The sequence below is a fragment of the Limnohabitans radicicola genome (assembly GCF_014837235.1).
GTDB lineage: Bacteria > Pseudomonadota > Gammaproteobacteria > Burkholderiales > Burkholderiaceae_C > Limnohabitans_A > Limnohabitans_A radicicola.
In genome coordinates this window covers 12445-34973 of sequence record NZ_JACYFT010000005.1, presented here as the reverse complement: position 1 = coordinate 34973, position 22529 = coordinate 12445, and the positions used below count along the sequence as shown (strand labels likewise).

At 62.0% G+C, this 22529-nt stretch carries 15 protein-coding genes; 11 read left to right on the top strand and 4 right to left on the bottom strand.

Going from position 1 to position 22529, the window contains the following annotated elements; all coding sequences use genetic code 11:
• Positions 1-47: 47 nt before the first annotated feature.
• From IC609_RS15570 to IC609_RS15545, 6 genes are read left to right on the top strand one after another with little or no spacing between them, the layout of a single operon-like run.
• Complete coding sequence (locus IC609_RS15570; protein WP_191820441.1) at positions 48-848, top strand: phytanoyl-CoA dioxygenase family protein; 801 nt, start codon at positions 48-50, stop codon at positions 846-848.
• Between the two features lie 25 nt (positions 849-873).
• Positions 874-2742, top strand: coding sequence for a glycoside hydrolase family 13 protein (locus IC609_RS15565; protein WP_191820440.1), 1869 nt, complete (start codon positions 874-876; stop codon positions 2740-2742).
• Positions 2743-2764: 22 nt separating this feature from the next.
• A complete protein-coding gene (locus IC609_RS15560) occupies positions 2765-3883 on the top strand; it encodes an alcohol dehydrogenase catalytic domain-containing protein (RefSeq protein WP_191820439.1) in 1119 nt (372 codons plus the stop codon).
• Positions 3880-4692 (top strand): alpha/beta hydrolase, encoded by an 813-nt coding sequence (locus tag IC609_RS15555; RefSeq protein WP_191820438.1) that lies wholly within the window; start codon positions 3880-3882, stop codon positions 4690-4692. Before IC609_RS15560 ends, IC609_RS15555 begins: the two co-directional genes overlap by 4 nt.
• A complete protein-coding gene (locus IC609_RS15550; protein WP_225224254.1) occupies positions 4685-5647 on the top strand; it encodes an alpha/beta hydrolase in 963 nt (320 codons plus the stop codon). Before IC609_RS15555 ends, IC609_RS15550 begins: the two co-directional genes overlap by 8 nt.
• Position 5648: 1 nt before the next feature.
• Positions 5649-7901: a GH92 family glycosyl hydrolase gene (locus IC609_RS15545; protein ID WP_191820437.1), complete on the top strand. Its 2253-nt coding sequence runs from the start codon at positions 5649-5651 to the stop codon at positions 7899-7901.
• On the opposite strand, the gene IC609_RS15540 is transcribed toward IC609_RS15545, so the two are convergent.
• The 4 genes from IC609_RS15540 to IC609_RS15525 are packed head-to-tail and all read right to left on the bottom strand — an operon-like array spanning position 7880 to position 14854.
• Entirely contained in the window at positions 7880-9094 is a 1215-nt protein-coding gene (locus tag IC609_RS15540; RefSeq protein WP_191820436.1) for an alpha-amylase family glycosyl hydrolase, read from the bottom strand. The genes IC609_RS15545 and IC609_RS15540 overlap by 22 nt on opposite strands.
• A 55-nt stretch (positions 9095-9149) precedes the next feature.
• Entirely contained in the window at positions 9150-11597 is a 2448-nt protein-coding gene (locus IC609_RS15535; protein ID WP_191820435.1) for a glycoside hydrolase family 13 protein, read from the bottom strand.
• Positions 11598-11599: 2 nt separating this feature from the next.
• A complete protein-coding gene (locus IC609_RS15530; RefSeq protein ID WP_191820434.1) occupies positions 11600-13186 on the bottom strand; it encodes an alpha-amylase family glycosyl hydrolase in 1587 nt (528 codons plus the stop codon).
• A gap of 12 nt (positions 13187-13198) precedes the next feature.
• On the bottom strand, positions 13199-14854 hold the full coding sequence (locus IC609_RS15525; RefSeq protein ID WP_225224253.1) for an alpha-amylase family glycosyl hydrolase: 1656 nt from the start codon (positions 14852-14854) through the stop codon (positions 13199-13201).
• A 166-nt stretch (positions 14855-15020) separates the two neighbouring features.
• On the opposite strand from IC609_RS15525, the gene IC609_RS15520 reads away from it, so the two are divergent.
• Genes IC609_RS15520 through IC609_RS15500 form a run of 5 tightly spaced genes read left to right on the top strand, consistent with a single transcriptional unit; the run spans position 15021 to position 22528 of the window.
• Entirely contained in the window at positions 15021-17846 is a 2826-nt protein-coding gene (locus IC609_RS15520) for an alpha-1,6-glucosidase domain-containing protein (RefSeq protein WP_191820433.1), read from the top strand.
• 5 nt (positions 17847-17851) lie between these two features.
• Positions 17852-19117 (top strand): ABC transporter substrate-binding protein, encoded by a 1266-nt coding sequence (locus IC609_RS15515; protein WP_225224252.1) that lies wholly within the window; start codon positions 17852-17854, stop codon positions 19115-19117.
• Positions 19118-19123: 6 nt separating this feature from the next.
• Positions 19124-20038, top strand: coding sequence for a carbohydrate ABC transporter permease (locus IC609_RS15510; RefSeq protein WP_191820431.1), 915 nt, complete (start codon positions 19124-19126; stop codon positions 20036-20038).
• Positions 20035-20871 (top strand): carbohydrate ABC transporter permease, encoded by an 837-nt coding sequence (locus IC609_RS15505; protein ID WP_191820430.1) that lies wholly within the window; start codon positions 20035-20037, stop codon positions 20869-20871. Before IC609_RS15510 ends, IC609_RS15505 begins: the two co-directional genes overlap by 4 nt.
• Positions 20872-20887: 16 nt before the next feature.
• On the top strand, positions 20888-22528 hold the full coding sequence (locus IC609_RS15500; protein ID WP_191820429.1) for an alpha-glucosidase family protein: 1641 nt from the start codon (positions 20888-20890) through the stop codon (positions 22526-22528).
• Position 22529: the final 1 nt, after the last annotated feature.

Here is a 22529-nt window from a genome sequence, read left to right as displayed (position 1 = left end):
CGGCAAGTTCAGGATACTTTCGCCCATACAAGCCACCGTCACACCCCATGAACCTGAACGCCACCTACCCCCTGACGTCCACGCAAATTGAACAGTTCCGTCGCGACGGTTTCATCAAACTCAAAGATGTGCTCGATGCCGAAACACTGGCGCATTACGGACAGGAAATCACACGCCTGACGATCGAACTCAACACCCAGCATCTCCCACTTACCGAGAGAAGCACTTATGACAAGGCTTTTTTGCAGGTAATGAACTTGTGGGAGCAGTCGCCCGTGGTCCACGAATTCATCAGCGGGCAAAGGCTGGCACGCATGGCCTGCGAGTTGCTTGAAGTCGATGGTGTGCGTCTTTACCACGACCAGTCGCTGTACAAGGAGCCCGGCGGTGGCATCACCCCGGCGCATGCCGACCAGTACTACTGGCCACTCGGCAGTGACCGAACCATCACCGCCTGGATTCCCCTGCAAGCCGTGCCCAACGAGATGGGGCCGCTCGGTTTCTATGCCCGCAGCCAATCGGTGGAGTTCGGCCGGGATCTGGGCATTTCCGATGAGAGTGAAGAAAAAATCAGTGCCAACATGGCCCGCCACGGCTTCGAATTTGTATCGAGCCCCTTTGACCTGGGTGAAGTGAGCTTCCACCTGGGCTGGACTTTCCACAAAGCCAGGGCCAATGTGTCGAGTCAGCCGCGGTCGGTGATGACCATCATCTACATGGATGCACAAATGAAACTGCAACCGGCGCTCAGTCCCATTCAGGCCAACGATGCCGCACAGTGGTGTCCGGACGTGTTGCCCGGTGAGCTGGCCAGCAGCGCCAAGAACCCCTTGCTGTATTCGCGTTAAATTGGCGATTCAATTCGGTTTTGAAATGAAATCCATCACTCTGCGCCTTGCTTCCGTTCTGGCAGCACTTTGCTTCACGTCAACTTCGGCATGGAGTAAACCGATCCCCATTGATCGTGTGGAACCTCCCCACTGGTGGGTGGGCATGAAAGCACAACAGCTGGAGCTGATGGTGCATGCGCCAGGCATTGCAAAGGCGCATCCCAGCTTGCGCTATCCGGGGGTGAAATTGCTGGGCACCCATGTCTCGGACAACCCCAACTACCTTTGGCTGCAACTAAAGATCCAACCACACGCCAAGCCAGGCGAGTTGAAAATCGCGCTGCGAAACGGTCCAGACACGACCGTGTTGCGTTACACGCTCGAACCTCGTGAAAAAGGCTCCGCTGAACGCGAGGGCTTCACCAGCGCCGATGTGGTCCTCAATCTGATGCCTGACCGCTTTGCCAACGGTGACACGGGCAATGACAACCAGCCCGGGTTTGGCGACCCTGTCAACCGACAGTCCTTGCAAGGGCGGCATGGTGGCGACATTGCAGGCATTGTGAAGCACATGGACCACATCGCAGGCATGGGCTACACCGCTGTCTGGCCCACACCCTTGATTGAGAACAAGCAGCCGGCACAGTCGTACCACGGCTACGCCAGCACCGACAACTACCGCATCGATCCGCGTTACGGCAGCAACGAGGACTATCGGCGCATGGTGCAGCAGGCAAGGCAGAAAGGCCTCAAGGTCATTCAGGACATCGTGCCCAACCACATTGGTGACCACCACTGGTGGATGCAGGATCTGCCCGCCAGCGACTGGCTGAGCAACCGCAACACCTACACCCCCACCAACCACGCACGCACCACCGTCAGCGACCCCTACGCTTCTGCCGCTGACCGCCAAGGCTTCACGGGAGGCTGGTTTGCTTCGTCCATGCCAGACATGAATGCCCAAAACCCAAGGGTCGCGAACTACCTGATCCAGAACGCCATCTGGTGGGCCGAATACGCAGGCATCGCCGGGTTCAGGGTGGACACCTACGGCTATTCGGATGCGGCCTTCATCAACGAATGGACTCGGCGCCTGCGGCAGGAATACCCACGCCTGGGCATCGTGGGGGAAGAATGGACAGACAATCCGGCGGTGCAATCGTATTGGGCTCGTGGCCGCACGCAGGCCAACGGCTACCGCTCACACCTGCCCAGCGTCATGGACTTTGTGTTGCAAGGTCAGCTGCTCAAGGCATTGGCCGAACCCGAATCCTGGAACACCGGATTCAGGCGGCTGTACGAGTCGCTGGCCAACGACCAACTCGTGGCGCAGCCGCAGGACCTGATGCTGTTTGATGGCAACCACGACACACCGCGCCTGTTCAGCGTGCTCAATGAAGACCCGGCGCTGACCCGCATGGCACTGGCCTATGTGCTGACCATGAAGCGCACACCCCAGCTGTACTACGGCACCGAAGTGCTGATGACCAGCCCCAAAAAACACGACGACTTTGATGCGTTTCGCGCAGACTTTCCGGGCGGCTGGGCAGGTGATGCCGTCAATGCCTTCACAGGCGAAGGACTGACAGCGCAGCAAAAAGACCATCAGCAGTGGCTGCGCCGGTTGCTGAACTGGCGCAAGACGCAAGGCGTGATCCATCATGGCCAGCTGATGCACTTTGTGCCCGAGAACGGCACCTATGTGCTGGTCCGCTACGACGGCCAATCGCGCGTCATGGTCATCTTCAACAAAAACGCTTCAGACACAGCGATTGAACTCAACCGTTTCAGCGAGGTTTGGCCAGCCAAGGCACGGGCCAACGATGTGATCACCGGTGAACTCCTGTCTCTGGGATCGGTGTTCCAGGCCCCAGCCCGATCGGTGACCATTTTGCAAACGACCCGTCCCTGATGTTGATCTGGAGACTCGCCCAATGACCGACGCCATATCGTCGCTGGCTGCCATCAGCGACAGCCATGGAGGCTTCGTCATCGACAACACCCAAGTGCGTGCACCAAAGCACGGCGAAGTGCGTGTGCGCATGGCGGCCGCAGGCGTGTGTCACACCGACCACCAATCTCTGCAGTGGGATGGCCCTTTGGTACTGGGACACGAAGGTGCGGGCTGGATCGAATCGATCGGACCCAACGTCACCGACTTGGCTGTGGGCCAGCCTGTCTTGCTCAACTGGGCCATTCCCTGCGGGCACTGCCTGCCATGTCAACATGCCCATGGCCACTTGTGCGACCGCACGCAGGGCCTGTCCCCGGAATCGCCCTCGGTGGATTCACCCCACACGCTCTGGCGCCATCAAGCCGTGCGTCGCTCCTTCAACCTGGGCACTTTTTCCCAATACACACTGGTTCGGGCCTCCGCCTTGACCCGCCTGCCCGAACATCTCGCCCTGGATGAAGCCTGCATCCTGGGCTGTGGCGTCATGACGGGTGTGGGCTCGGCCATCCAGAGCGCCCAAGTTCAGCATGGGGACACTGTGGTGGTGTTGGGCTGCGGCGGCGTGGGCTTGTCAGTGGTTCAGGGGGCACGCATTGCAGGCGCAAGCACCATCATTGCTTTAGACAAACGGATCGAGAGCCTGGACCGAGCCAGCAGCATGGGTGCCACCCATACCTGGCGCATCACGGACGACGGTGATGCCCTTGAAGCTGCAGCCGCCCATGTGCGGATACTGACCCAAGGCCGTGGTGCAGACCATGCTTTTGAAGCCACTGGAAGCCACCGCCTGGCCTTTGCTCCGCTGAAATTCATTCGGCATGGGGGCACAGCATTGCAATTGTCCGGCGCGCACGGGGAAGTTTCGGTGGCGATGCCCGACTTTTGGTGGGACAAGCGCTACCTGACACCCTTGTACGGCGGATGCCACCCTGAGCGGGATTTTCCAAAGCTGCTGCGCTGGATCGATGAAGGACAACTCGATGTGGCCAGCATGGTGACGCGGCGCTACAAACTGCCTCAATTGCAGGCGGCCATGAACGACATGCTGTCGGGCCGCAACATCAAGGGTGTGATCGTCTTTGACCAGGAGTCGGCATGAGTTTCCGAACCCTTGAAATCTCAGACCCCTTGCTGAGCCCGGCAGGATTTCAACTCGTGACCGTGAAATCGACAGCTTTGCGCCAGCGCGCCGATGTCACGATTTACCTGCCGCCAGAGTTCAACCAACTGCGCGATCTGCCCATCGTGACCCTGCTGCATGGGGTGTATGGCTCGCATTGGGCTTGGGCGTACAAAGGCGCAGCGCACCTGACTGCAGCCGAGCTGATGTGCCAAGGCGCCATCCACCCCATGGTGCTGGTCATGCCCAGCGATGGCTTGTGGGGCGATGGCTCGGGCTACGTTGCACACCAACAGCAAGATTTTGAGCGCTGGGTTGTGGAAGAAGTCCCTGAATTAGCGGTGCGTTCGTGCACCGCTTGCAGCTCAGATTCGCCGCGCTTCATCGCTGGCCTGAGCATGGGCGGCTTTGCCGCCTTGCGACTGGCAGGCCAATACCCAACGGTTTACAAAGCGGCCAGCGCGCACTCGGCACTCACTGACATGTCGCAAATCGACGCGCTGATAGAAGAGTCTCGCGCGCATTGGTCCTTTGAGCCCAGCAGTAATTCGGTGCTGGCGGCGCTGAAGGCGGCACCAGGTCCATTGCCTGCCTTGCGACTCGACTGTGGTCAATCGGATGCCTTGATCCATGCCAACCGGCAATTGCACCAAGCCATGCTGGACTTGGGCATCGATCACACCTACGAAGAATTTGAGGGTGGGCACGACTGGGACTACTGGCGAGCGCACCTGGCCGACACCCTGCGATTTTTTTCCCGCACGCTGGAGCTGCACCACCATGATTGACATTTTCCGCTTCGCCAAGTCTCTGTGCATCAGCATGATGCTCGGATTTGGCAGCTTTCTCTCGCCGCACGTGTGGGCGCAGATCCTGCCCCAACCAGAGTTTGGACGCATTGAACGACTGGCCCACTTCCCCTCACAGCATGTGGACGCTCGCCATGTGGATGTCTGGCTGCCGGAGAACTTTGATGCCCTCAAGGCATCGGGCCAGCGCTTCAATGTGATCTACATGCACGATGGCCAGATGCTGTTCGATGCACGCACCACATGGAACAAACAGGCCTGGCATGTGGACCGCACGCTCACACGCTTGATGCGCAACGCCCAACTCGCCCCGACCCTGGTGGTGGGGGTATGGAACAACGACAAGTTCCGTCACAGTGAATACTTTCCACAAAAGTACCTGCAACACATGTTGCCTGAACCCCGGACGCAGTTGATTCAAAAAGGGCTGCAAGGCAAGCCCCAATCTGACGCCTACCTGCGCTTTTTGGTGCAGGAACTCAAACCCGCCATCGATGCACGCTACCCCACACACACCGATGCGGCCCACACCGCCATCATGGGCTCGAGCATGGGCGGACTGATTTCGGTGTACGCCATGAACGAATACCCGCAGGTTTTTGGCCGCGCAGCAGGCTTGTCCACCCACTGGATCGGCGGATTTGAGCCCAACGCGCACATCCCGCTGGCAGCTTACATTTACCTGCGCGACCATCTGGCCGATCCGCGCACGCACAAGCTCTACCAGGACCATGGCACCACCGAGCTGGATGCGCTGTACGCCCCGTATCAGGTGTTCATTGACCAATTGGCAAGAGACCGGGGTTACACCGACCAAGGCGCTACCCCCAACTTCATGACCCGCGTGTTTACCGGCACAGGGCACAACGAACGTGCCTGGGCCGATCGGATGGAAACACCTGTGTTGTTTTTACTGGGCCAAGCCCCTCGCTGAGATGAAGTCAATTTCCAGTGCACGTCGCCGTTGGATGCTGGGTGCAGGCCTTGCTGCCAGCGGGCTCGCGTCGCCCGCTCTTGCTGCCCCAGCAGCAGATCAAAGTACAGACCGAACATGGACCCGCTACGTCAACCCTTTTGTGGGCACGGACGGGACAGGTCACACCTTCCCGGGGGCAACGGTTCCCTTTGGCATGGTGGCGCCCAGTCCGGACAATGCAGACCGCGGTTGGGACTACACCAGCGGCTACCAATTCCAGAACCCCCGCATTTTGGGATTCTCCAACACGCACATCAGCGGCGCGGGCATCCCGGACCTGGGCGACGTGCTGCTGATGCCCAGCCAAGGCAAAGCCTGGCATGCAGGCTCTGTCCATTTTTCGGCGCACAAAGCAAGGCGCAGTGAAATGGCCGAACCCGGCTACTACAGCGTTCAACTGCCCAGCCACCAAGTCAAAGTGGAACTCACGGCCACCCCACGCGTGGCCTTGCACCGGTATACCTTCGAGCGCCCTGGTCGTGTGCAGGTCTTGGTCGATGTGCAGCACGGCCTGCATTTCAATGAACCGCACCGCGTCAAAGACGCGCTGTCCAACCTGAACGCAGCCCAAGGCGAAATCACGGGCACGGTTCACTCGGTGGCCTGGGTCGAACGCCAGGCCTCGTTCATTGTCCAATTTGACCGTCCTGTCTTGCATGCCGAACTGTTGCCTATGCCCTCCGGCCACAAAGCCCAGCGTTACGTGCTGACCTTTGAGGTCGATGCTACCCGTCGTTTGGGGGCCAGGGTGGCCCTGTCCACAGTGGACGAAGCGGGTGCGCGCAACAACCTGCAAGAGGTCTTGGGATTGGACTTTGAAACCGCCCGCAATCAGGCCAATCAGCACTGGAACGACTTGTTAGGACGCATCGAAATTGAAGCGCCACTGACTCAAAAACGCATCTTCTACACCGCGCTGTACCACGCTCTCATCCACCCCAGCGACATCGCCGACCGCGATGGCCGCGTGCGTGGCCCCCGCGGCGAGGTGATCCAGACCCGCAGTGGCCATTACTACAGCACCCTGTCCTTGTGGGACACGTTTCGGGCTGTCCACCCGTTGCTGACACTCATCGTGCCCGAGCGGGTCGATGGCATGGTGCAGTCCATGCTGGAACACCATGCACAGCAAGGCTTTTTACCGCTGTGGACGGCTTGGGGACGCGAGACCTATTGCATGATCGGCAACCCGGCCTTGCCTGTGATTGCCGATGCCGTGGCCAAAGGTTTCAAGGGCTTTGACCACCAGGAAGCTTTGCGCGCCATGGTCGAGACATCCACCCGGCCAAGACCGCAAGCACCCGAATGGGCACAGCGCAGCTGGGACCTGCTCGACCGGCATGGCTACCTGCCCTTTGACCTGGAGCCGCATGGTGAGGCTGTGTCCAAAACACTCGAACTGGGTTATGGTGACGACGCCGTCGCCAGGGTGGCGCGGACACTCGGGCAGACCGAAACAGCACAGCGCTTCGCACAACGGGCCAAGGGCTACCAGCACTTATGGGATGCACAGACCCGCGTGATGCGCGGTCGGGACAGCCGAGGTCTCTGGCGTGAACCGTTCAACCCCGATACACCCACATCGCCACTGAACAACCCCGGCGACTACACCGAGGCCAACGCCTGGCAATACACGCTCACCCCCGCCTTGCACGATCCAAGCGGACTGCGCACCCTGATGGGAGGACCAGAAGGCATGGAACGCTGGCTCGACCACTATTTCACGCGCCGCAGCCAGGTCAACAAGCACCTCGGTCAGGAAGCGCTGATCGGACAAAACGCCCACGGCAATGAGCCGAGTCACCATGCCGCATGGCTGTATGCCTTGACGCCCTCGCCCTGGAAAGGCCATGCCCTGGTGGAGCGGATTGCTCGCCGCTTTTATCAAGACGGCCCACACGGCTTGGTGGGCAACGACGACTGCGGCCAAATGAGTGCCTGGCTCATCTTTGCCACCTTGGGCTTGTACCCCGTCACCCCAGGGCAAGGCCAATACATGACGGGCCTGCCCCTCGTCCGGCAAGCGCGCATTCATTTGGCATCAGGGACACTCAGACTGCGCACGGGGGCCAGCCCACCGATTGCCCGGCAACGCCCTCACCGTGTGGAGGTGCGCCTGGATGGGCAAGCCCTGTCAGCGTCGACACCCATCACCCATCAAGCGCTGCTGCAAGCCCGTACGCTGGACTTTCAGGTCGTGACGATCTCGTAAGCCCACGGCGCAAGCGCGACTTCAACCTGCTGGGCTTGTCCCGTCAGGTTCACCGTGACCCGCACTCGGCGACCGTCCCGCTGACGCTGGAACCGGAACACGCCATGGTGCCCGGACTCCAGGATCTCCACCGCCCCTCCGGCAGCGCCATTGCGCAAGGCGGGGTGCGTCTTTTTGAGCTGCAGCAGACCTGCATAAAAGTCGGCATGCTGGAAACCACCCCAATCGATCGCGTCTTTCTCGAAAAACTGCAGTTGCTTGTTCAGGCCCGACTCCTGACCGCTGTAGACGAGCGGCATGCCGGGCAGCGTGGCGGCCAGCACCGCCATGGCCCTGAACGCATCGCCGTAATGCGCAGCATCGTGCCCGTGCCATGAGTTGGTGTCGTGGTTGGCGGTGAAGGTCATGCGGTAGGCATCTGCCGGGTACACCTTGTCGGGCTGCTCCAGGTAATGGCGCAGGTCACGCGCATCGGCCTGGCCCGTGGCGATCTTCTTGAGCACTTCGTACAGTGACCAGTCGTAGGTCATGTCAAACGCTTTGGCATGCAGGCCCGGATCGGCCCACTCGGCCAGCATGAACACAGGTTTGACCGGCTCCATCTGCGCCCGCGCCTGCTCCCAGAACGGTGTAGGCACCAGGCCTGCCACATCGCAACGGAAGCCATCGATGTCCGCCTCACGCAACCAGTGCAACATGGCTTGGGTCATGGCCGGCCACAGGCTCGGGTTCTTGTAATCGAGGCCACAGACATCGGACCAGTCTTCGATCTCCGTGCCGTTGTCGTAGAGGTAGCTGTGGATTTCGCCCTGCTCGTTCTTCAGGTACCACTCAGGGTGCTGCCGTGTCCAGACGTGGTCCCAGGCGGTGTGGTTCGCCACCCAGTCCAGGATCACCTTCATGCCCAATGCGTGGGCTTGCTGCACCAGAGCGCGAAAGTCGGCCATGGTGCCGAATTCGGGGTTGACTGCTGTGTGGTCGGCGATGGCGTAGTAGCTGCCCAAACCACCCTTGCGCTTGAGCTGACCAATCGGCTGGATCGGCATGAACCACAGGATGCTCACCCCCATTTTTTGAAGGCGTGGCAAGTGCGCGGCCATCGCGGTCAGCGTGCCTTCAGGGGTGTATTGACGGACATTGACTTCGTAGATGCTGGCGTTGCGTGACCAGTCCACGTGCGGAAAGAGGCTCATGACAAAAATGCTCTGAAATTGAAAGGAAACGGCCGACGCGCGCCGAACGAGGCCATCAAGGCGTTCCCCAGACCCACCCGCCTACGGGCGGCACCGTCAGCGTCATGCGCGCGCCCTGCACGGCCACTTCGCCAGCACCCCACCACAGCGCACCGGACTTGCCGCGCAAGGCAGGCGGCACCTCGAGCGTAACGGTCTGGGACTGCCCGCTGTTGTTGTAGGCCATGAGGGCCACCTGATGGCCGTGCTGACGCGTCAACACCACCAACTGCGACGTACTCAGCAGCGGCGCCTGCAAGACGCCCCGGCGCAACACGACCTGGTTCTGACGCAGTTGCAGCAAGGCCTTGAAGTCGCTGCGCAAGGCCAGGTCTGGCTGCCCACCCTGGTCGGCCCAGGGGTAAGGCATGCGGTTGTAGGGGTCGTCGCCCCCGCTCAGACCCACTTCATCGCCGTAGTAGACCGTGGGCGATCCGGGCAGCGTCATTTGCACCAAGGTTGCCAAACGCAAGCGTTGCTTGGCCTGTTGCAGCGCCTGTGGCGACGCGTCAAGCGGCCCGCCCAGCACATGCAGGGCACGCGCCTGGTCATGGCTCGACAACAAGTTCATCAGCGCATGAAAGGCCTGCGGTGGGTAGGCTTCGCGCAGGTGCTCCAGGTTGGCCACCAGCTTGCGGGCATCGCTGCCGTTGGCAAAGTCCAGCACCGCATTGCGCAGCACGTAGTTCATGGTCGAGTCAAAAGTGTCGCCCAAGAGGTATTTGGACGCATCGAACCAGGTCTCGGCGATGGTGATGGCGTCGGGCCGGGTCTGCTTGACCGCCTGGCGCCACTCGCGCCAGAAGTCGTCCGGCACCCAAGGGGCCACGTCCATGCGCCAGCCCGCAGCACCTCGGCGCAACCAGCTGCGTGTCACCGAGTCCTTGTCACCATACGCGAACCTGCGCCAGCCGGGCGAGGCCTTGTCGAGTTCAGGCAGATCACGCACACCCACCCAGCCCTTGAACTGTTTGTCGGGTTCGGTCTGTGACGCATCCAGGCTGAACCAGCTGGCGTAAGGCGAGTCGGCATGGATGCGGCCATTGGCAAACGCGCCTTTGTCCTGAACGCTGTAGTTTCCAAAGCGGTCAAAGTAACGCGAGTCGGCCCCCACATGGTTGAGCGATGCGTCGGGGATGACGCGGATGCCCCGCTTGGCCGCCTCGCGGGTCAGACGGGTGAAATCGGCATTGGTGCCAAAGGACGGGTCAATCTGGTGGTAGTCGGCCGTGTCGTACTTGTGGTTGCTGGCGGCCTTGAACACCGGCGTCATGTAGATCGCATTCGCACCCAGGTCGCGGATGTCATCGAGCTTGGCCATGATGCCTTCCAGATCGCCCCCAAAGAAGTCGTTGTTGTAATGCGCGTCCGAACCATCGCCCGTGCCGGGTTTGAAGGGCCGCTCGTTCCAGCGGCCATGCACTTCGATGCCATGGTCCTGGTACTTGCGCTCGCCCACTTTCGGGTCATTGGCCAGGTTGCCGTTGCGGTAGCGATCAGGAAAGATGAAGTAGTACACCGCGTCCTGCGCCCAGGCGGGCACCCGAAAGGCCGGGTCGTGCACCGTGATGCGAAAGCGCCGCACACGCCGCGCCTCATCGATCGGCAAGCTCACCTGCCCCACCCCACCACTGCCCTTTTCCTGGGTCCAGTAAATCGGCTCGGCGTTGTTCTGGTAGACGTATTTCACCCCCCCGATCTGGACTTCAAACCAATAACCGTAAATGGCTTTGTCCTTGAATCGGTAACTGGCCTTGAACAACTCGTGCGCACCCGCCGAGGTGCGCTGCATGTCGATGCGCGTGAGGTTGCGGTAGTCGAGCACCTCTTGGTTGCCTTCGAGGCGGCGCACATCGAGCACCAGCGTGGCCTGCTGGACGCCGGGCAAGGCCTTGAGCGCCCAATGCACGGTCTGGTTCTGCGGCACCGCACCAAAGGGGCGACGGTAAGCCAGATCACGCGAATCGTGCTGCAGGCTGAGCGCCACCTTGTCGGTCACTGGCTGCTGGCGTGGATCGACAAAATGCGGCGCCTGCACCTGCAGCAATGCATGAGCTCCTTGCCAGGTCAAACGCAAAGTGTGCGCCCCCGAAAAAACATGTTTGGCGCCCGGCACACCCGGCTTGTCGGGAGCCATGAGCACGGCATCCTGGGACGCACCCGACACCGGACTGGACCAACTGTTCCCCTTGCTCCACTGCGCATCGGCCAGTTTGAATTCATGCTCGCCCTGCAAATTCACATTGAGGTAGTAAGCACTGCAGTCCCAGACAAATTCGAAATCGTCTTGCGCGGTCCAGCCGTTCATGCTGCCACGCAGGAAGATCGGCTTCATGCCCACAGGCGCTGCGCTGCAGGTGGCGTTGGTGCCTTGCGCCAGGTTGTCGGGCACAGCCGTTTGCGCCAAGGCGCTTGACAAGCCCCCCACCATCAGGAGCGTCAACCCCACTCGTTCAAACCACACGGTCATTTCTCCAAGGCAAACACCTGCACCGACTGGGCAGGCACGGTGAGCTGGCCAGCGCGCAGTCGCTGCACGCCGCCTGCAGGGTACAAAGGCCGCAGTTGAGCATCGGCGCTCAGCCCATCCAAAGTGAGCGTCGCCGCTTGCTGGGCGTAGTTGATGACCACCAGGCTGTGCTCGCGCCCCATGCGGCGCTGGTAGGCCATGAGCTGCCCTTGCGCCTGTGCAAACTCGTATGTACCGCGCGCGATCGACACCCGGCTGTTGCGCAGCGCCAGCATGTCCTTGTAAAAGGCCCAGATGGAATGGGCGCTTTGGACCTGCCCCTGCACATGGTGCGAGCGCAGATTGCTGGCCAGCGCACGGTAAGGCTGGCCCGTGGTGAAGCCGCCGTTGTTCGGGTCGGGCGACCAGCTCAGTGGCCCACGGATTTTCGGGTCATCGGCCAGCCCTTGGGCACCGGCCATGCCGATGTCTTCGCCGTAATAAATGAACGGCGTGCCCGGCAGCAGGAGGTAAGTGGCTGCGGCCAGTTTGTAGTGCACTTCGTTGCCACCCACCTGGTCCCACAGGCGCTGCCCGGCGAACTGGTCATGGTTGGAGACGAAGGTGGCCAGGGTGTGCGGTGCCGTCACAAAGTACTGCGCCACTTCCGCAATGGCTTTGGCGTCACCTTTCGCAGCGGGGACGATCTTGCTCTCCAGCCCAAAAGCAAATGAGCCACCACAGACTTCCGGACTGGCATAGGCACGGGGTTGTGCCGTCGCTTCGCACACCACATAGCGGCCCGGGTAGGACTTGATCAGGCGCGTCAACTCACCCGTCAACTGCCGGCTCTCGGGCTGGTCGTTCCAGTCCTTGGCGTTGTTCTCGATCAGGTGCGGCACAGCGTCCAGCCGCATGCCGTCCAGACCCCGGTTGAGCCAAAAGCGCAGGCTGTCCTGGTGGTAGGCCACCACAGGCGGGTGGCGCAGATTGAAGTCGGGCATGGGCGCGCCAAAGGTGGCGAGGTAACTGCCTGCGGGTGTGCGAATCCACGGGTCGCGCCCCCAGATGTCCCAGCCTTGGGGGTGTTCCTGCCGCCACTCGTACCAGGCGCGGTAGGGCCCTTGGGGTTCGCGCACACTCTGCACAAAAGCGGGGTGGGTGTCTGCGCTGTGGTTGACCACATAGTCCATGATCACCCCGATGCCTCGGGCATGGGCTTCGCGGATCAGTTCATCGAAATCGGCCAGCGTGCCGTAGGCCGGCTCGATGCTGCGGTAATCGGCGGTGGCGTAACCGTGGTCGCCGTCGGCACTGCGGGTGATGGGCATCAGCCAGAGGCCACGGATGCCCAGCTTTTGCAGATGGTCAAGGGACTGTGTCAGGCCCTTGAGGTCGCCGATCCCGTCGCCGTCGCTGTCGCGCCAGCTGCGCACAAAGATTTCCATGAAAGCGCCATGCTGCCAGCCCTCGGGCAAGGGACTCGGCGCCACTTGGGCGGGCACAGGACTGAGGTCCAGGGGGGCTTGCGCCTGCAAGGCGCTGCACAGGGTCAGCAACAGGGCCGTACAGGCATTGCGGACAAAAAATGATGACGTGTTCATGCTTTGCTGTCGTCAGGGGCGTTGCCGGTAGACCGTGACCGATTGCGGAGGCAGCGTCAAGGCGAGCGTGCCATTGGAGCCGACCTGCACATCCGTGGAAACCGGGTACTCGGCAGTCCAGCTGGAGGACGCCGCCAGCCCGCTCAGACTGACCGGCTGTGGATTCAGGCCATAGTTGTAGAGCACCATCGTTCGCTCCGAACCCAGGCTGCGCTGAAAGCCCATGGCTTGGCCTTGCGCCCATGCACCGCTGTAGTCGCCCTGCGCCAGGGAAGGCAGGCGCTTGCGCAGACCGATCATGGTTTTGTAGAAACTGTGCAGACTGCCATCGACACCGCGTTGCGCCTGCACATGGTTCGATGCGATGTTGGCCGACAAGGCTCTGAACGGCACCCCGGAGGTGAAACCCGCAGCTTGCGCGGTCCAGCTCATGGGGGTGCGCAAGGCCCAGTCCCCGGTGAGTCCTGCGCCATTGGCCATGCCAATTTCCTCGCCGTAGTAAATGAAGGGCGTGCCCGGCAGCAGCAGGTAAGTGGCGGCTGCCATTTTGTACTGGGCCACGTTGCCTGAAAGCTGGTTCCAGACCCGGTTGCCGGCAAAACTGTCGTGGTTGGCCAGGAACGTGGCCATGCCCGCTGGTGCCGTGCGGAAGTACTGGCTGACCGCTGCAATGGCCGTGGTGTCGCCTCGCGCCGCACGCAGGATCGGGTCCTTGAGGTCAAAAGCAAATGCGCCGCCGCAGGACGATGCGGCAGCAAAGGCCTGAGGCGCTGCGGGTGATTCGCACACCATGTAACGCCGGTCATAGCTTTTGAGCAGGTCCTGGACCTGTCCCATGATCGTGTGGTTCTCGGGCTGACTCTCCCAGGCCGTGGGGCCGTTCTCGACCAGATGGCCCACCGCATCGAACCGGAAGCCATCTACGCCCTGGTTCAACCAGTAGCGCAGGTTGTCGTGATGAAATGACTTGACCTGATCGTTCTTCCAGTTGAAGTCGGGCATGCCCGACCAAAAAGGGGCGTAGTAATAGCCATTGCCGCTGCTGTACCAAGGGTTCTGCCCCCAGACACTCCAGCCTGCGGGTGCCGTGTCCTGCCAGACAAAATAGTGGCGCTGCGGGTTCAACCGGGCCGAGGCTGCATTCAAAAACAAGGGATGCTGGCTGCTGCTGTGGTTGATCACGTAATCCAGGATCACCCCCATGCCACGTTGATGGGCTTGCGTCAGCAACTGCGCCATGTCGGAGAGGCTGCCGTAGTCGGTTTCGATGTTGCGGTAATTTTTGACCGCATAGCCGTGGTCACGGTCTTCGCTCTGGGTCACAGGCATCAGCCAGAGGCCCTGAACGCCCAGGTCCTGCAGGTAATCCAGCTGGGAGATCAGGCCCTTCAAGTCGCCTTTGCCGTCACCGTCGCTGTCCTTGTAGCCGCGCACATAAATTTGCATGAAGGCACCGCGCATCCAGCCCCCGGGCAAGGGACTCGCTGCCCCCTGGGCCACCACAGCCCCCAGATCGGGCACGGCCAGGCTGCTGCCCGCGCCCGGCTCCGGCATCACCGTGCCGCTTGGCGCTGATCCGCCGCCACCACAAGCAGCCAAGGCCAGAGCACACCCCACAGAGCAGCCAAGCACCTTGGAAAACAAGGACAGACGCACAAGGACATTCATTTTGGGAAAGAGGATCCAGCGACCCAGAATGTAGGAAAGTTACATATTTTCTCCGGCGCAACACCTTAAAGACTCAGTGTTTACCCTATTTGAGCTTTGAAAAACAGGATTTTCTGTAGTTTTATTACGATAATTCGGGTTGTCATAGCCCTCAACCCATTTCTGCATGTCCTCTTGTCTGAAGCGTTCGGCCTTGCGCTGGCTCACCACGGTGTGGGCGGGTGCATGCCTGCTCACGCCCAGCGCAGGCCTGTGGGCCCAGCCCATGCAAGACGGCACAGCCTCTGCAGACATTTGCAACAGCCAGGACCTCACCACAGTCCTGCAGGCCAATGCACACATGCATGCGGCGCAAGCACACTGGCTGGATGGTGCGTTGATGCAGTGGTCCGGACAAACCGATCGCGTCAGTGGCCACACGTTCAGCCTGCTGGCGTCCCGGCAAAGTCGGCTGCAGGTACAGGCCGGACGTCCCGCCGAGGGGGTAGAGCAGCGCTGGCCACTGAGCACCATCGCAGGAACCGCTTCCTCCGCTGTTCGCCAACGCTTTGCCTTCGTCAAGCCGGGGCTGTTGTTGCAGATGCCGGATGTGCCTGCGGCCACACTGCGGGAGTTGCACGAACAACAAACCTTGCTGGTCGAGGAAGACCCACAAGGCCGCGTGGTGGCCGCCACGCGCTTGCAAATTGCAGGCGCACTGGACGCACTCTTTGCCCCCGCGGCGCACAAACTGAGCTTGGGACCGCAATTTCAGGGCAAGGGGGTGCGCCTGTCCCTGTGGGCTCCCACCGCGCAACAAGTGCAGTTGTGCCTGTACCCCAACGCCACTGCGCCTGCCAGTCAGCTGCACAGCTTGCAACGGGACGCCGCCAGCGGCGTCTGGTCAGTCAAGCTGCCCGCCAACGCCATGGGTGCCTACTACCGTTTTGCCGTCACTGTGCATGTGCCCGGCGTGGGTCGGGTGCGCAACCTCGTCACCGACCCTTACTCGGTCAGTCTGAGTGCCGATTCGCGGCGCAGCCAGATCCTGGACCTGAACGATCCAGCCTTGCAACCCACAGGCTGGATAAGCGACACACCCCCAGCCACCGTCCGCCAGGCCACCGACATGGTGATCTATGAATTGCATGTGCGGGACTTTTCAATCAGCGACGAATCGGTCCCCACGGCCGACCGCGGCAAGTACCTGGCCTTCACCCACGGCCAGTCGCGTGGCATGCAGCACCTCAAGGCCCTGGCCCGCGCGGGACTGACCGATGTGCATTTGCTGCCTGTGTTCGATCTGGCAAGCGTCCCCGAAACCGCTTGCCTTACCCCCCGCCCATCGGGCAGCGCCAACAGCGAAAGCCAGCAAGCCGCCGTGCAGGCCGTGGCCGCACAGGACTGTTTCAATTGGGGCTACGACCCCTTCCACTTCAATGCGCCCGAAGGCAGTTATGCCAGTGATGCACAGGACGGCACGCGCCGTGTCATCGAGCTGCGCCAGATGGTGCAGGCCCTGCATCGGGCGGGTTTGCGCGTGGGCATGGACATGGTCTACAACCACACCTCGGCCTCGGGGCAACATGCGCAATCGGTACTCGACCGCATCGTGCCCGGCTACTACCAGCGGCTCAATGACCAGGGCATGGTCGAGCGCTCCACCTGCTGCGACAACACCGCCACCGAACACGTCATGATGGAAAAGCTCATGTCCGACTCGGTGCTGCTCTGGGCGCGCCACTACAAGATGGACTCCTTCCGGTTTGACCTGATGGGGCATCAACCGCGATCGGCCATGGTGCGCATGCAAAAGCGGCTCGGCAAAGCCCTGGGCCGCCGCATCGACTTCATCGGCGAAGGTTGGAACTTTGGCGAAGTGGCCGACGGTGCACGTTTTGTCCAGGCCTCCCAGCTCTCGCTGAACGGCACTGGCATCGGCACCTTCAATGACCGATTGCGTGACGCGGTGCGTGGCGGCAGCGCCAGCGACACGCCCGAGCGCATCCAGGCCGATCAGGGCTACATCAGCGGTCTGGTGCTGCAACCCAATGCACAGGCCCGCAGCGGGCAAACCCCGCAAGACCTGATGAAAGTGGCTGACCAGATCCGCGCCGGCCTGGCTGGCTCATTGCGCCACTACACCCTGACCACCGCCACGGGGGAACAACGTGCCCTGCAGGACATCCCCTACGGCCATCAGCCCACGGGTTACACGCAGGAACCGAGCGAAGTGGTCAACTACACCGAAAACCACGACAACATGACGCTCTGGGACAGCCTGGCCTTCAAGCTGCCCCGCGCCACCAGTGCGGCTGAGCGCGCCCGTGTGCAGGTGCTGGGTGCGGCCCTGGTGGCGTTCAGCCAGGGCGTGGCCTACTTCCATGCAGGGCAGGACATCCTGCGCTCCAAGTCGCTTGACGGCAACAGCTACGACTCGGGCGACTGGTTCAACCGCCTGGACTGGACTTACCAGACCAACCATTTCGGTACGGGGCTGCCGCCCCGACAAGACAACGGGCACCTTTACCCGCTGATGCGCGAGCTGCTGCCGGCCCCGGCGCTGCAACCGTCCCCAGCCGACATTGCATTTGCACGTGACGCCTTTCGTGACCTGCTGAAAATCCGCGCCAGCAGCACGCTGCTGCGCCTGCCCACGGCGGCCGACATCCACCAGCGCCTGCGCTTCTTCAACGTCGGCCCCACCCAGAACCCGGCCGTGATCGCCGCTCACCTGAACGGCAAGGGCCTGGCGGGCGCCAACTTTGACGAAATGGTGCTGCTGGTCAACGTTGACACCCGCAGCCACACCGTGGCCGACAGCACGCTGCAAGGCAAGGCGTACCAACTGCACCCGGTCCACCTGGACCCGGCTGCAGCCGACACCCGACCCGTCCAGTCGGCCCGCCATGACGCGGCCTCCGGGCGATTTGAGGTGCCTGCCCGTACCGCCCTGGTTTATGTTCTGACTGCCGGCGCGTCTGGCGCAACGCCCACGGATCCGCAAAAATGACTTCGATGAGAAAACACCTCCCCACCCTGAGCCGCTGGATGTTGGGCATGGGCTTGGCCTTCGGCCTGGGCACAGCTGCGCAGGCGGTGGAGATCACCATCACCTGCGGCCCCAGCGGCAGCGACGTGGAGTTCTGCCTCAAGCACGCCAACGCCTGGGCGGCCAAAACCGGGCACACCATCAAGAACTTCTCGCCGCCCACCAGCCCGACCGAAAAACTCGCGCTCTACCGCCAGCTGTTCGCCGCCAAGTCGGGTGACATCGACGTGTTGCAGATCGACACCGCCTGGCCTGGCATCCTCAAGGACCACCTGCAGGACCTCAAGCCCTTCAGCAAAGGACTGGAAGATCAGCACTTCCCGGCCATCGTCGCCAACAACACCGTGAGCGGTCGCCTGCTGGCCATGCCCTGGTACACCGACGCTGGCCTGCTCTACTACCGCAAGGACCTGCTGGCCAAGTACAAGCTGCCTGTGCCCGCCACCTGGGAAGAACTCACTACCACTGCTGCCAAAGTGCAAGCCGGCGAGCGGGCCAGGGGGGACAACGACTTCCACGGCTATGTGTTCCAGGGCAAGGCCTACGAAGGCCTGACCTGCAATGCCCTCGAATGGGTCAGCGGCAGTGGCGGCGGCACCGTCGTCAACGCCGAGGGGCAGATCACCATCAACAACGCACAGGCCGCACAAGCCCTCAACCGTGCCGCCAGCTGGATCGGCGCCATCTCGCCCGTGGGCGTGCTCAACTACGAGGAAGAAGAGGGCCGTGGCGTGTTCCAGAACGCCAACGCCCTGTTCATGCGCAACTGGCCTTACGCCTGGGCCTTGCTGCAAAAGGACGACAGCCTGGTCAAGGGCAAGGTGGGCATCGCCAAACTGCCCGGCACGCCCAGCGCGGCCACCCTGGGCGGCTGGCACCTGGGCGTGTCCAGATACAGCAAGAACGCGGCGATTGCCGCAGACCTGGTGATGTACATGACCAGCGCGCAGGTGCAAAAGGCCCGCGCCATCGGCGGCTCGTTCAACCCCACACTGCCCGCGCTCTACAAGGACAAGGACATCATCGCGGCCAACGATTTCATGTCGAGCCTGGCCGATGTCTTTGCCAACAGCGTGGCACGTCCCACCACGGCCACGGGCCTGAAGTACCCCCCGGTGAGCCAGAGTTTCTACAACGCGGCGCACGAGGTCATGTCCAAACGCACCACGGGGGAAGAAGCCGTCAAGAAGCTCGAATCCCGCCTCAAGCAAATCCGCCGCAAACACTGGTAAGCCACCATGAATTCCAGAACCCGCACCGCCTGGCTGTTCCTCACCCCCATGATCGTGCTGATGCTGATCGTGGCGGTCTGGCCTCTGGCCCGCTCCATCTGGTTCAGTTTCACTGACACCAACATCAACGACATCGCCGCCAGCCAGTGGGTAGGCTGGGAAAACTACTTTGGTGAATACGGCCTGTTCTTCAACCCCAACGACGAAGAAGGCTTCTGGGCCGGCGACTGGGGCGTGTCGATCCGCAACACCTTCAGCTTCGCCGTGGTGTCCGTCGTTCTGGAAACCCTGACAGGCTTGGGCCTGGCGCTGCTGCTCAACCAGGAGTTCAAAGGTCGCGCCCTGGTGCGCACCGCCGTGCTGGTGCCCTGGGCCATCCCGACCATCGTGTCGGCCAAGATGTGGGGCTGGATGCTCAACGACCAGTTTGGCGTCATCAACAACCTGCTGGTGAGCGCCGGGCTCATCACCCACAAGATCGCCTGGACGGCCGAGCCTTCTTACGCGCTGTGGACCGTGGTGCTGGTGGACGTCTGGAAGACCACCCCCTTCATGGCGCTGCTGATCCTGGCGGCCTTGCAGACCGTGCCCAAGGACTGCTACGAAGCCGCCCGGGTGGACGGTGTGCACCCGCTGCGCGTGTTCTGGCGCATCACGCTGCCACTGATCCGCCAGCCGCTGATGGTGGCGATCATCTTCCGCCTGCTGGACTCGCTGCGCGTGTTCGACCTGATCTATGTACTCACCGCCAACGGCAGCACCACCATCAGCATGTCGGGTTTTGTGCGCCGCGAGATGGTCGAGTACGGCAACATGGGTTTTGGCTCGGCCGCATCAACCTCGCTGTTCCTCATCATCATGCTGACCGCCATCATCTTCTTACGCCTGGCCCGCGTGAAACTGGCCGAGGATGCCAAATGAACACACGCTCCCCACTGGCCACAGGCCTGCTGTACCTGATCTCCGCCATCGTGGTGGTGCTGTCGGTTTACCCGTTCATCTACGCCATCTCGACCTCGCTCAAGACCGGCACCGCATTGTTCGGCACACAGCTGATCCCGAGCAACGCCGACCTGCGCAACTATGTGGCGCTGTTTGAAGGTGTGCAGCCCTTCGGCAAAAGCCTGGTCAACTCGATCCTGGTGGCCGTGCTCACCGTGGGCTTTGCCATGTTGATGGGCGTGACCGCGGCCTATGCGCTCGGCCGCATCCGCTTCAAGGGCAAGGGCCTGCTGCTGGTCTGCATCCTGGGCGTGTCGATGTTCCCCCAGGTGGCGGTGCTCTCGGGCATGTTCGAGCTGATCCAGTCGCTGGGCCTGTACAACAAGGCCCTGGGCCTGGTGCTGCCCTACACCATCTTCACACTGCCTTTCACGGTGTGGATCTTGACCACCTTCATGCGCGAGCTGCCGGGCGAACTCGAAGAGGCCGCCATCATGGATGGCTGCGGCCCGCTGCGCATCATCTTCCAGGTGTTCATGCCGCTCCTGTGGCCCGCGCTGGTGTCGACCGGGCTGCTGGCCTTCATCGGCGCCTGGAACGAATTCATGTTCGCCTTGACCTTTGTGGTCAGCGACACCGAACGCACCGTGCCCGTGGCCATCTCGCTGATCGCGGGTGCCACGGCATTCGAAATCCCCTGGGGCACCATCATGGCGGGTTCGGTGATCGTCACCGTGCCGCTGCTGCTGCTGGTGTTCTTCTTCCAGAAACGCATCGTGTCGGGCCTGACGGCGGGCGCGGTCAAAGGCTGACTTTTACTTTCCCATCATGAGCAAAGCACCCAACAATAACTGGTGGCGCGGCGGCGTCATTTACCAAATCTACCCCCGCTCTTTTGCCGACAGCAACAGCGACGGCGTGGGCGACCTGCCGGGCATCACCGCCAAGCTGGACTACGTGGCCAGCCTGGGCGTGGATGCGATCTGGCTGTCTCCTTTCTTCAAAAGCCCGATGAAGGATTTCGGCTACGACGTGAGCGACTACTGCGACGTCGATCCGCTGTTCGGCACGCTGGACGACTTCCGTACACTGGTGCAGACCGCGCACGCCAAGGGCCTGAAGGTCGTGATCGACCAGGTGCTCTCGCACACCTCGGACCAGCACCCTTGGTTCGTTGAGAGCCGCGCCTCCAAAACCAACCCCAAGGCCGACTGGTATGTGTGGGCCGACGCCAAGGACGACGGCAACCCGCCCAACAACTGGCTGAGCGTGTTCGGTGGCAGCTCCTGGCAATGGGACACCCGCCGCAAGCAGTACTACCTGCACAACTTCCTGGCCAGCCAGCCGGACCTGAACTTCCACAACCCCGAAGTGGTCGATGCCATTTTGGGCACCGTCAAGTTCTGGCTGGAGCTGGGCGTGGACGGCTACCGCCTGGACACCGCACCGTTCTACTTCCACGACAAGGAACTGCGCAACAACCCGGGCCGCGGTGGCGCCAAGGAAGGCGACAACACCGTCTCGGACGTCAACCCCTATGGCTGGCAATGGCATGTGTACGACAAGGAGCGGCCCGAGAACCTTGAATTCTTCAAGAAGCTGCGCGCCCTGGTCGACCAGTACCCCAACACCACCATGGTCGGCGAAATCGGCACCGACGACAGCATTGCCACCATGGCCGCCTACACCAGTGACGGCGACAAGCTGCACATGGCCTACAGCTTTGACCTGCTGGGCAAGGACTCGAGCGCACCTTACCTGCACGGCCTGATGCAAAAGTTCGCCGAAAAAAGCCAAGGTGGCTGGCCGTCCTGGGCACTGGCCAACCACGACGTGGAGCGGGTCGGCTCGCGCTGGGGTGGCCCTGAGCGCAACCTGCAAAAGCTGCGCCTGGCGGCTGCGTTCCAGATGTGTCTGCGCGGCTCGCCTTGCCTGTATCAGGGTGACGAACTCGGCCTGCCCGAGGCCGACATCGCCTTTGAAGACCTGCAAGATCCGCCCGGCATCGCCATGTGGCCCGAATACAAAGGCCGCGACGGTTGCCGCACACCCATGCCCTGGGTGAGTCAGGCCGCAGACCTCGGCTTCGGTGACGGCAAAACCAAGGCCTGGCTGCCCTACACCGAGGCCTACCGCCCACTGGCCGTGGACGTTCAGGACAAGGATGCAGGTTCACACCTGAACTTCTACCGCCAGCTGCTGCAATGGCGCCGCACGCAATCCGCACTCATCCACGGCGAGCAGACCCTGCTGCCGGTGCACTCGCAAGTCATGGCCTTTGTGCGCGAGCACGCGGGTCAGCGCGTGCTGTGCGCGTTCAACTTCAGCGACCAGGCGGCGACTCTGCAGCTGACCGCTGGCCAGCAGCCCGCGCAGGTGCTGGCCCTGCCCGGCCTCTCGGGTGGGCAAGTCGAAGGTCAAGGGCTGGTCTTCGAGCCGTTTGGCGGCTTGATCGTGCAACTGGCCTGAT

What these genes read in the sequence shown, in the direction of transcription:
- IC609_RS15525 (WP_225224253.1), bottom strand. Translation starts at nt 14,854, where the DNA reads ATGAATGTCCTTGTGCGTCTGTCCTTGTTTTCCAAGGTGCTTGGCTGC.
- IC609_RS15540 (WP_191820436.1), bottom strand. Translation starts at nt 9,094, where the DNA reads ATGAGCCTCTTTCCGCACGTGGACTGGTCACGCAACGCCAGCATCTAC.
- IC609_RS15505 (WP_191820430.1), top strand. Translation starts at nt 20,035, where the DNA reads ATGAACACACGCTCCCCACTGGCCACAGGCCTGCTGTACCTGATCTCC.
- IC609_RS15550 (WP_225224254.1), top strand. Translation starts at nt 4,685, where the DNA reads ATGATTGACATTTTCCGCTTCGCCAAGTCTCTGTGCATCAGCATGATG.
- IC609_RS15565 (WP_191820440.1), top strand. Translation starts at nt 874, where the DNA reads ATGAAATCCATCACTCTGCGCCTTGCTTCCGTTCTGGCAGCACTTTGC.
- IC609_RS15545 (WP_191820437.1), top strand. Translation starts at nt 5,649, where the DNA reads ATGAAGTCAATTTCCAGTGCACGTCGCCGTTGGATGCTGGGTGCAGGC.
- IC609_RS15555 (WP_191820438.1), top strand. Translation starts at nt 3,880, where the DNA reads ATGAGTTTCCGAACCCTTGAAATCTCAGACCCCTTGCTGAGCCCGGCA.
- IC609_RS15530 (WP_191820434.1), bottom strand. Translation starts at nt 13,186, where the DNA reads ATGAACACGTCATCATTTTTTGTCCGCAATGCCTGTACGGCCCTGTTG.
- IC609_RS15570 (WP_191820441.1), top strand. Translation starts at nt 48, where the DNA reads ATGAACCTGAACGCCACCTACCCCCTGACGTCCACGCAAATTGAACAG.
- IC609_RS15510 (WP_191820431.1), top strand. Translation starts at nt 19,124, where the DNA reads ATGAATTCCAGAACCCGCACCGCCTGGCTGTTCCTCACCCCCATGATC.
- IC609_RS15515 (WP_225224252.1), top strand. Translation starts at nt 17,852, where the DNA reads ATGAGAAAACACCTCCCCACCCTGAGCCGCTGGATGTTGGGCATGGGC.
- IC609_RS15520 (WP_191820433.1), top strand. Translation starts at nt 15,021, where the DNA reads ATGTCCTCTTGTCTGAAGCGTTCGGCCTTGCGCTGGCTCACCACGGTG.
- IC609_RS15500 (WP_191820429.1), top strand. Translation starts at nt 20,888, where the DNA reads ATGAGCAAAGCACCCAACAATAACTGGTGGCGCGGCGGCGTCATTTAC.
- IC609_RS15560 (WP_191820439.1), top strand. Translation starts at nt 2,765, where the DNA reads ATGACCGACGCCATATCGTCGCTGGCTGCCATCAGCGACAGCCATGGA.